Below are 10,284 nucleotides of genomic sequence, written 5' to 3' on the forward strand. Positions count from 1 at the left end.
CCCTGTTAGCTGTCATCTTCGGCATTATACATGCCTTTGGCCATCATTTTTGACGGAGTTTCATCACTACTCAAAGACAAGATACAGTCTGGGTTATAATCTCCATTTTTATGCATTTCCCACTCAGATGCTAACAGCTTTGCCTCGAAGTGATTGAAATTGAGGTTTAACCAGTTTTGCAGTTGCTGAAAGTTGTCAGCAAACAATTCTCCTTGGTGTTCTTTATGTCCTGTATCAAGAAATATTGGATAGTTTTTATCTGATGCATCCATCAATACTTTACGTGCTACACCCAGTAACACTTGACCTGTAAATCTAAGCTCATGGTCCATTAAATGATGACGAAGGCCGTATTTAATTCGAATTTTTTTGGAATGAGACCAATATCTATTTTCTAGCAAATCCAAACGGGTTTCGTAAGTTTTGAGTATTTCAGACTCAACAAAGCCTTTAGTTTCTGCTTTAAGTTGGTCGAAAGTCAGCAACTTTATATTTGTATTATTTGCAGCTTCTATAGCACCACTTTGAAACCCGCTACTAGAAACTATGAATGCTTTATCTACACCTAAGTCTTCAGCAATGCTTCGTAGAGCAAGTACATGTCCCTTGTTTACATTGCGCTTCCAATGTTTAGCTTCGATTATCCATTGTAGATCAATGCCTAAGACTGTGGGATCCCCACGAATTTCATCATAAGTCTTCAAACTGTATAGTCAGTTTTGATAACTGGCTATACACGTAAATTAACAAAGGTTCATCAGGGCAATAACGCGCATCATCTATCACTTCTCTACCTAAACTGCCCTGCACCATCATAGGTGTAATTGGTTAACAAGGTGCGACCATCCACAATTAGTTCTTGGCTGGCTATCTCACCACTGGCTGTGTAACTGTATTTTGATACGCCAGAAGCGTCTGTAATGGAAGTAAGCTGCCCTACCCCATACAGCGCTTCTGGTTCATCGTAGCGGAATGTCACACTAGCATTAGGTTGACCATCCACAGTGATTGAAGAAAGGCGATTAAGCGCGTCGTAGTGATAAGTGAAAACCTGACCTTTGGCATCTGTTTTACCGATCAGGTTTCCAGCCTTGTCATAAGTGTAATGAGCCGTGCCTGTGTCTGGGCTTTGTACTGAGAGAACATCACCATATCCGTTGTATGAATAGTAAGTTCTCCGCCCTCTTGGATCAGTGACTCTAGTTACTAAGGCATTATCGTTATACTGCATTGCAGTGGCGCGGTTAACAGGGTCAATTGATTGGAGCAGGTTGCTAAAACCATCATAGCGGTAGGCATAAGCATTTCCAGAAGGATCAACTTTGCCCGTCAGGTTGGCTGTCTTGTCATAGGAATAGGTATAAACATTTCCCGTTCCATTTGTTGTTGATGAAAGCCAACCATTCAAAGTGTAACTATGCAGTTGCTTCCATTGAGCAATACTACTGTTATCTTTCAGCTCAACTTGCTCAATGTTTCCTAGTAAATCTCGATTAATGCTTTGTCTATTTCCATTTGCATCAATCACGGCCATAAGCTGCTGAGCAGCATCGTACTCATAAGTGAAAGTGCTGTTGGTTGGTAAGGTGATAGATAACAAGAATTAATCCGCTCGAAGCGGTCACATAAGGTTATCAACGAGCGGATAGCCACTTCCTTTAGGGAGTGGGAGATGTATGGACTCCTCCCCACGCGGGAGATGCGGTATAAATAAAGTGACGAAAAATTACTTTACCAAGGGAGTCCATACATGAAGAAATCTAACTTATTCGCCATCGACATTGCAAAGAATGTTTTTCAAGTTGCACACTTAGTTGGCAAAAAGGTGAAAAGCAACCGGGCCATGAGCCGTAATCGATTAAAAACACTATTGGCTGAATCTGAGCCTTCACGTGTTGCAATGGAATCATGTGGTAGCGCCAGCTATTGGGCGCGCTTGGCTCAGTCTTATGGTCACGACGTTACTTTACTGAGTCCTCGTTTTGTAAAAGCGTTTCGAGTTGGTCAAAAAACAGATGCGAATGATGCCCTAGCCATTGCTACTGCGTTGGATGCCCCCAGTGCACGCCCTTGTATGGTCCTTTCTGAAGAGCTGCAAGCATTGCAAGCCCTTGACCGCATTCGTACTATTTTGGAAAAGACCAAACGTCAATTAGCCAATCAAATTCGCGGCTTATTATTAGAGTTTGGTATTGTTATTGAGCAAGGTGAGGCGGCGTTTCATCGCAGAATTCCTGAGATACTCGAAGACGTGGATGAGCAGCTTCCCCCACTATTGCGAGCAGGCATCGCTCACTCTTATGAAACTTATGAAGCGTTGCATGAGCAAAAAGAAGCACGCGACGTTGAGCTCAAAAAATATGTGCAAGCCAATGCCGATTGTCGCCGTTTAATGGCCCTGGAGGGCGTTGGTCACATTTCTGCCTTGGGTTTATTAGTGCGATTACGTGGAGGTGATTACGACAGTGGTCGCAATGCGGCGGCTTGTATCGGGCTGACACCCGTGCAACATTCCAGTGGTGAAAAAGTCCGAATGGGGCGCATTGCCAAACAACAAGGTAGCACCTTACGCAGTTGTTTGTTTTTAGGCGCACGCTCAGTGGTGTGCAATCTCAAACGTCGCGAGCCGACGTCCGAGAAAGAGCGCTGGTTAAAACAGTTGATAGAAAGAAGAGGCATCAAGTGTGCCGCTATCGCCCTGGCCAATAAGACGGTAAGAACGGCCGCCGCCATGTTACGCAATGGCAATGACTATCAACCGCAACCGTTGGCTGCAAACGCAGCTTAATTACCACCGAAGTACAACAGCGTTACCGTAAAGAATTGATTCAATAGCATGCATGTTAATAGGTAAGACCAACCACTGAGAGCCTGTAAATTCGCGGGTGTGATAAGCGCTAAGCAACATCAGCGCGAAAACACCGTGTGGGAGATGAGGCACAGTGGTGCGAACACATTTGAGGGCCGGGGTAGCTCCCCAAAGAGAGCCCGTATATAAGCACGCATCTTATGCTATGACATCGCAAAACTATTGAACAATACGAGGAGTCCATATAAGCGAGTTTAGTGCGGTCTGTTTTGTTGCTCTATGTATTGCTTAAAAACCTCAAGTGGCGCTCCACCTACTGAACCTACAAAGTAACTAGGCAACCATAAGGCGTTCTTTCGCCAAGCAACTTGGCCACATTATCGAATGGTGAAGTTTACGAGCCTTTGAACTCATTCCGAAAACTTGAAAGTATACTTGCAAAACTTCAACGCCAGTTAAAAAATAAGAAGAAGTTCTCTGAAAACTGGAAGCGACTAAAGAGAAAAATTCAAAAAGTTCATTCAAAGATCGCCAACGCAAGGACTGACTATCTTCATAAGACTTCAACAAAAATCACCAATAACCACGGCATGATAGCCATTGAAGATCTGAAAGTTAGCAATATGTCCAAATCGGCAAAAGGCGATGCAGAGAACCACGGAAAGAATGTTGCTGCTAAGTCAGGATTGAATAAGTCAATTCTCGATCAGGGTTGGTACGAGTTCCGTAGACAACTAACGTATAAGCAAGATTGGAAAGGTGGCGTACTTATAGCAGTACCGCCTCACTTCACAAGCCAAACGTGTCCTTGTTGTGAACATGTATCGAAAGATAACAGACAAACGCAGTCAAATTTTGAATGTGTTGAATGTGGATTTAATGAGAACGCAGACCTTGTTGGCTCAATCAACATTCTATCTAAAGCCCATGAATTGATGGCATAACCAAATTATCAGGGCAGGACATTGCCCGTTGAGTCTGTGAAGTGAACCTTATTGTAGGTCAGCAACAGAAAGCAGTGTGAACCGTGAGGCGATCACCTTATATTTAAGAATCCACTTCCTTTAGTTATCTAAGACACTTCAAACCTATGTAATCAATGTATACAAAGAAGCTAATCGCGCTCGAATTGGTACGTTGATTACAACTTATCTTTAGCATGTAAACACCCCTTGATTATAGATTATTCTCTATATAGACTATAATCTATACTTCACAATAGAGAAATGTATGTGGAATATTGAAACAAGACCAAGATTTGATGAATGGTTCTTGGATATGGAAGAAGAAGATCAGGCTAACGTACGTGCTAGTCTGTATGTTTTGGCAGATAAAGGCGCTCAGCTTGGTAGACCAAATGCTGATACGTTGAATGGCTCAAAACATCGAAACATGAAAGAACTTTGAGTGCAAAGCAATGGGAAACCAATTCGCGTATTTTTTGCGTTCGATCCTAAAAGAACTGGAATTGTTCTTTGTGGTGGCGATAAAACTGGTGACAAGCGATTCTATAAGAGAATGATACCAATCGCTGATGCTGAGTACGATGAACACTTGGAGGAACTAAACGATGAGTAAGAAAAGCAAACCATTAAGCGAGCTTGATAAGAAGCTTTCTCCAAAAGTTCTGCAAGAAGCAAAAATCAAAGCTGATGATATGCTTCTAGATTTACGTCTTGCCGAACTAAGAGAGCTTACAGAGCTATCTCAAACGCAAATTGCTGACGCTATGGGAGTAAAACAACCCACAGTGGCAAGCTTAGAAAAAAAAGGTAAGGACGTTCGATTGCTGACGCTAAAGCGCTATGTTGAGGCGGCAGGATGCAAATTGAAAATTAACATTGAATTGCCTGATGGTAGCAGTCGAGGAATACCTATTTAATTACGTTGTTTACAGTAAACAAAGTGCCAGACCTTTAATATCAGCGCCTCGCAGTGAGGCGCTATAGATAATTTGAGGTAGTGGAGCATGTCAACAAGAGTCCTGATTCATCGTAAGAGTACAATGTAGTTCCGTCTGGACCAGTAGAAGAAATCAATTGACCTAACGTGTTGTAGTTAAGCGAGTAGCTTACTCCATTGGCATCTGTGACGCTCTGAGCCCTTCCATGAGCATCGTAATTGTCAAATGACACTACGTACCCAAGAGAGTTGATAACTCGGCTTAGGTTGGCTTGAGCGTCGTATTCAAAGCGCGTTACATCATCAACATCCACACCCGAGGACCATCCACTGATTTCAGTTGTCCAGGAACACCAAGAGCGTCTGGATAATATTCAAATGTCCACTGCATGACATCTGAGTTGGTTCGGTCAATCAATTTAAGGGTTAACAGCCGCTGGTGGTCGTCATAGGTAAATTCTTGGACCAAGTATGACGATGTAATTTTGGTTGGTTTTGGGAACTCTGAATGCCATTGTGTTGTGATCGTATCAGCAGTCGATCTTGTCCTCGAAATTTCAAGTCCTCTTTGGTCATATTGGTAAGAGAATGATTGGCCTTCTTCATTGATAATTGACTTCAACTCACCGTTGGTATCGTAACCAAACGACTTCGTACCACCAGCAAAGCCAGTACATGCAGCACCCTGTATACTGTCAGGCTTTAGTTTTCCGTTATAACGACTAAACAGTTGACTGCTCCCCCTCAAAGGAAGGGGTTTTACGGCGCCTCTCTGATAATGTTGTTCGTGACCTAGAGCATTCGTTACCGTAACTGAGCCATCAGGGTTGTATGTAACACTTGTACTATCAACACCACTGCTATGTTCGCTCAGAACAGCGCGACCCGAAGGATCATAAGACCACGTAGCAAATCTGCTTCCCTTTTCATCCGTAAGGCTAGTCAAAAGGCTTGGGTTTAAACTGTCTTCATAGTGGTAACGTCGCTGATTGGCATCCGGTTTATGCACTGCAACTAACAATTCATTAGAATAATCGTAAGAGAAGATTTGTCCAGCAGGGTCGATCATCTTTATGATCTTCCCTTGATCATAACTAAAACTTAAAGTCCGGCCAAAACTGTCAGAAACAGAGTCTAACTTACCGTTGGTATAATTCAGATCCAGCTCATTTCCCGATGGATGAACAATACGTATCAACTGACCATTACTATCATATAGTTCGACAACACCATCAGCTCTCTGATATCTCCAACCAGAATCTTTGTATAACCGATTATCACTTTTCCATGTTGGCATCCAAACCGCATTTGTCCGGTAGAATGCTAACTCTTTCCCATCTGGCCGATGCAAGACAACCATATTCTCTCCGTGACTTTCTTTGTCAAAAATCACTTTGTTTGAATAGTTGTGGCTCCATCCAATACCAACATCGCTTTGTTTACCACTCAACGCTAACTGGCTGTTGTAATGTCTTGTGAATACAAGAGGCTCCATACCAGCGCTTACATAATCGGTTTCTTGCTGATATTTATTACCAGTAGCTAGGTTGATAGGGTTTCCAACGCACAGTTCTGTCTCTGGTTTACCAAGATCTCTATTGAGAAGTGGTGAATCAGTCATCTCCCCAGGAATTATGAATTTTGTCAGTGTAGTTCCAGAGAGAGATCCAAAGTAACAAGTGTCAGGATCATAACTACCAGGAGCATCACTACGATACATACATAGCCATGAGATTAGTCTTCCATCACTGTACGTTTCACTCGGGTATAGCTTTTCACTCACATAGCTGTGAGTGCTTGCGAGCTCGTTAATTCTATAGTCCCTTAAAAATTCATGCGCTTGCTCTGGGAGATCAAATCTCATTTCATCAATTTCTGAACTACCACTGGCATTGATACGCCACTGAGCAGAAACAGCACTAGGAACTATAAGTGCTAACAAACAAGCTCTTACGATTAAGTTAGTATGAAAATGATCCACTGGTTTCTAAAGTCCATTAATTACTTTCTACACGGACTCTATTATCAACTTAATCAAAGAGATTAACTTCTGCTTAACTGCCCTATACGAGCGCATACAGACATGAAACAATGGCTAATATGGAAGCGGGTTTTAATTGAATCGCTCGACTTTATTTTACTGCTCATAGCAGTGAAATAAAGTCGAGTGATCAGCGAAGCCGCATCAGCGGAGAACGCTACTGATCATATATAGATCCATAGGATCATAAGATCATGCAGCGTGTTAGGTAGCTTAATATCAGGAAATTTCCTAATTTTAAGCTTTGTTTCTGTAAGCTAAAGCTTAAAATTAGGAAATTAAGGCTTAATATTAGGAAGTCACTCTCTATTACATAGCTTAATTTTAGGAAATACGTCTATATTTAAGCTTAATTTTAGGAAACGCCTTAAACCATGTATATAGCTTAATTTTAGGAAAAAGGCGTTAAAGCAATAGCTTAATTTGTGGAATTGGTTTACTTGGAAGGTTTAGTTGTACGAAGTTCGGAGAGCTCAGATGCCATGCCACCACCAAATGGGCCGTGAGTGGTTTGTTGGGCCAAGCGCTTTGATTCCTCAGATAGAAGTGAGTCATCTCGCTGTATCAACCCCGGCTCTTCTGAAAGGCGCGATAACCGTCTTTTAATTGGCTTATCGACTTCAACTTTTTTCTCACCGTCACCGTCAAGTTGATCGTTTCTTAGTTGATGAACCACTTCTTGATCAACATGTAATAGTGAATTGTTACTCCAGTGCAGCCTTATCGGTTTTCTCCACTGTTGGTCAAAAGGCACATAGTTAGCTTTGATATGACGCAAGCGGGTCTCTTGTACCGTTCCATCTTTCTTGTCTATCAACTGATCTAAATACAGATGAAGCTTTGACTTTGAGAGAGTGGAAGATAAACCAGAGCCAGAGACGCTGTTGATTATCTCCTTTCCTCTGCTCACATCTTTTGTCGGATGGTGAACAACAAGAACCGCGACATTCGCTTCATTGGAAAGCCTCTCCAAAGCAATTCTAATGTAATAGTCATCACCTACCACGTCAGCTGAGCCAATTGCATCACGCAATGTATCTATAACTACCAAGTCGTACCCTTTGGCCGTGGCAATAAGTTTTTCCAGTGCTCTAGATGCTTCTTCCCACTCTTTAGTATGTTTAGATGAGCCTGAACTACAAATTGGATCAGAATGCTTGTATATCCCAATGCTCGATTTTAATCGGTCTTTGATGCTGGTGGAGAACTCAGTCAAATGTGCTTTGATACGCGGAAGTGTTCCGGGCAAGGAATCTTCAATCGGCCATATCAAAGTTCTAAGCACTTTGTTTTCCCCATCCCGTACACCAATTAATGGGTACTCTGGCAAAGCCATCTCATAAGCTATTGATAAAGACAAATAGCTCTTACCAGAATCAGGTGGAGCGATCAGAAATCCGACACTGCCTCGAAACAAACCTTTCAAAATCTGTTCTTTGTTGGAATTGGCTAAACTTTCATTAATGTCTTCTTCGCTTAGAGCGATAACATCCTCATTGTGGAGTGTTGTTGTCATGTCGTTACCTCTTCTTTCTCTTCATCGCCCAGGTACAACAACATCATATCTTGCTTACCATCGTCACGTACTTTCTCTTGGAGTAGCAATCGGAAATCCCGCAATAACACATCCTTTTTCAAAATGACTTCGGCCATAGTGTTATTGATATGGCGACTCAGATGCTGTTTAGACACTCTAACCTTGTTGGCATAGTAATCTTTAATAAGGTGACTCAGATACTTACCATGTACATATTCACGCTTATGAGCATCAATATATTTACAGAAGTCAGTAACAGCATGTTTGCCCGTTAGCTGCGGGTAGACTTTTAAAAAACGTTTCCGGCTAATAGCTCCCTCTTGTCGCAAAGACGCAGTGAAAGTCTTATGCACTCCAACTATGAAGTGAGTGATCGTATCTGCCCTGATAGATCCTTTATTTTTAATCCCATCCAGAACCAGCAATGGAATGTAGTTGCTGTCCACCAGCTTCATTCGCGTGTGGTAGTGTGGTAGCGTTTCACCATCCTTCTCGTAATCCAAGACCAGTAACATTTGTGATAGCCTTTGAAGTCTTGTCATTACTGTGTTCTTGTTGGCCTTTTGATTTTTCAGGTTCAAGAACTCAAACAGTGTTGTGAAGTCACAAAGGAAGTAGTCGTATACCCCACTAAACATTTTTGTATCGAGAAGAGTGTGGTATTGGTGTGACAACTTATCCAGTTCGACATTAATCTGCGCGAGCTCAATAGCCTGGCGAAGCGTTAAGCCAGATAGGTCTACGTACATCCCCCCAACACTAACGATCCCTTCCAGTAGATGTCTGTCATCGGCCAAACAGACAGCACTGTATACGTCGATTCTAACGGCATCGAATTCACGTTTATTAGTCCCCTTCTTCCAATATGGCTTTGACAAGCTGGTGGAAAGAAGAGGCTTTTGTGCAAGTAGCTGTTGCTCAAGTTCAGCCTTGTTACCACTGATCCTTGTTACCAAATCTCGTGGAACTCTTCCTGGCAAGAAAATGCAGTCCATTAGCGTTGTGGTAGATGGTCTACTACCAAACGCTTCATTGACTATTTCAGCCGGAAAATACCCCTCCAAGTTTTCTGTAGTGTCACTCATATTTTAATACCGTGATTTTTTTTCGAAGCATACCATATAGCTTAAAAAGAGGAAAACAACCTCTCGCTATGTGATTTATACCTTAAAAAAGGACAATAGAACGCTTTACATTTCACGTTATAGCTTAATTTTAGGAAATGTTCGACCATACCTTAATTTTAGGAAAAGCTAGATCACGCTCTTAGGCATTGCTATATAAGACTTTCACATGTGAAAGTGGGCTGATCGTGATTTTTGGTCACGGTTGCATTTTTTAATTCCATGATATTATAGAAGTGTAAGTTGAATTGAATGAGGGCTACCCACAAAAATCATGATTGATACGATTTAAAGCGTCCAAATCGAACAGCTATCAAAAGTGAAACCTTGTTGTAGAAGGGGAATAGGTTGGATGATTATTTGCAATAACCATTTTGAGTGAGAACCGATGAAAGTAATCGAGAATAACACCCTGAACGAGTGTGTAGTATGTCAACAACCCACATTAACAATAGTAGAAAATGGACACCAGGCAAAACGATACTATTTATGTGATAAGCACCACTCACAAATTGTGTACGTGAGAGTTATACAAGTAATACAGCAATCTAAATTCAAGCGAGATGGGAAAACTCGAAAAAATGTCAAAGTTGTAGATCCAAGAAAGAGCTTGATGGTTAAGAAACTCAATCATAACCATCAAGGTCGTTTACGGGGTAAATTTCCAGTTTGAATCGTGCGTGTTTACTGCAGATTTAAGGTCAGATTGTTTTATAGGCAATGTGGGTATTTTTTCTACTAAACTACTGAATTTAGACGGACTTATCCTACGCAGCCACGCCTAATCGCCGCGCTTCACGCATGCTCATTCGACGATTATCCAGTAGTTGGTCATTTTTTTTGCCTTTCATAAAACCTGTAAATTTCATTC

Annotated in this window: 10 protein-coding genes and 1 pseudogene; 5 read left to right on the plus strand and 6 right to left on the minus strand. The window is 41.8% G+C overall.

Going from position 1 to position 10,284, the window contains the following annotated elements:
* Positions 1–5 precede the first annotated feature (5 nt).
* Positions 6–704 (minus strand): restriction endonuclease, encoded by a 699-nt coding sequence (locus H5300_RS23545; RefSeq protein ID WP_182797043.1) that lies wholly within the window; start codon positions 702–704, stop codon positions 6–8.
* A gap of 86 nt (positions 705–790) precedes the next feature.
* A complete protein-coding gene (locus tag H5300_RS23550) occupies positions 791–1,600 on the minus strand; it encodes an RHS repeat protein (protein ID WP_182797044.1) in 810 nt (269 codons plus the stop codon).
* A 150-nt stretch (positions 1,601–1,750) separates the two neighbouring features.
* Between H5300_RS23550 and H5300_RS23555 the strand changes: the two genes are divergently transcribed.
* Positions 1,751–2,788, plus strand: a complete 1,038-nt coding sequence (locus tag H5300_RS23555) for an IS110 family transposase (protein WP_182797045.1) — start codon at positions 1,751–1,753, stop codon at positions 2,786–2,788.
* A gap of 275 nt (positions 2,789–3,063) precedes the next feature.
* On the opposite strand, the pseudogene H5300_RS23560 reads toward H5300_RS23555, so the two are convergent.
* Positions 3,064–3,174, minus strand: a pseudogene (locus H5300_RS23560) (transposase); the annotation flags it as partial.
* 39 nt (positions 3,175–3,213) lie between these two features.
* Between H5300_RS23560 and H5300_RS23565 the strand changes: the two are divergent.
* From H5300_RS23565 to H5300_RS23575, 4 genes are all read left to right on the plus strand, one after another.
* Positions 3,214–3,753: a transposase gene (locus tag H5300_RS23565; protein ID WP_259397920.1), complete on the plus strand. Its 540-nt coding sequence runs from the start codon at positions 3,214–3,216 to the stop codon at positions 3,751–3,753.
* Positions 3,754–4,039: 286 nt separating this feature from the next.
* A complete protein-coding gene (locus tag H5300_RS28540) occupies positions 4,040–4,216 on the plus strand; it encodes a hypothetical protein (RefSeq protein ID WP_405055148.1) in 177 nt (58 codons plus the stop codon).
* Positions 4,217–4,387, plus strand: a complete 171-nt coding sequence (locus H5300_RS28545; protein ID WP_405055149.1) for a type II toxin-antitoxin system RelE/ParE family toxin — start codon at positions 4,217–4,219, stop codon at positions 4,385–4,387. It abuts the gene before it with no gap.
* Positions 4,380–4,691: a helix-turn-helix domain-containing protein gene (locus tag H5300_RS23575; protein WP_182797047.1), complete on the plus strand. Its 312-nt coding sequence runs from the start codon at positions 4,380–4,382 to the stop codon at positions 4,689–4,691. Before H5300_RS28545 ends, H5300_RS23575 begins: the two co-directional genes overlap by 8 nt.
* A gap of 315 nt (positions 4,692–5,006) precedes the next feature.
* On the opposite strand, the gene H5300_RS23585 is transcribed toward H5300_RS23575, so the two are convergent.
* The 3 genes from H5300_RS23585 to H5300_RS23595 all read right to left on the minus strand — a co-directional run bounded on the left by H5300_RS23585 (position 5,007) and on the right by H5300_RS23595 (position 9,374).
* Entirely contained in the window at positions 5,007–6,692 is a 1,686-nt protein-coding gene (locus H5300_RS23585; protein WP_182797049.1) for a DUF6531 domain-containing protein, read from the minus strand.
* A gap of 496 nt (positions 6,693–7,188) precedes the next feature.
* Positions 7,189–8,268, minus strand: coding sequence for an AAA family ATPase (locus H5300_RS23590; protein WP_182797050.1), 1,080 nt, complete (start codon positions 8,266–8,268; stop codon positions 7,189–7,191).
* Complete coding sequence (locus tag H5300_RS23595) at positions 8,265–9,374, minus strand: hypothetical protein (RefSeq protein ID WP_182797051.1); 1,110 nt, start codon at positions 9,372–9,374, stop codon at positions 8,265–8,267. The genes H5300_RS23590 and H5300_RS23595 overlap by 4 nt, the downstream gene beginning before the upstream one ends.
* Between the last annotated feature and the right edge of the window lie 910 nt (positions 9,375–10,284).

This window comes from Vibrio sp. SG41-7, from assembly GCF_014164465.1.
Classification (GTDB): domain Bacteria; phylum Pseudomonadota; class Gammaproteobacteria; order Enterobacterales; family Vibrionaceae; genus Vibrio; species Vibrio splendidus.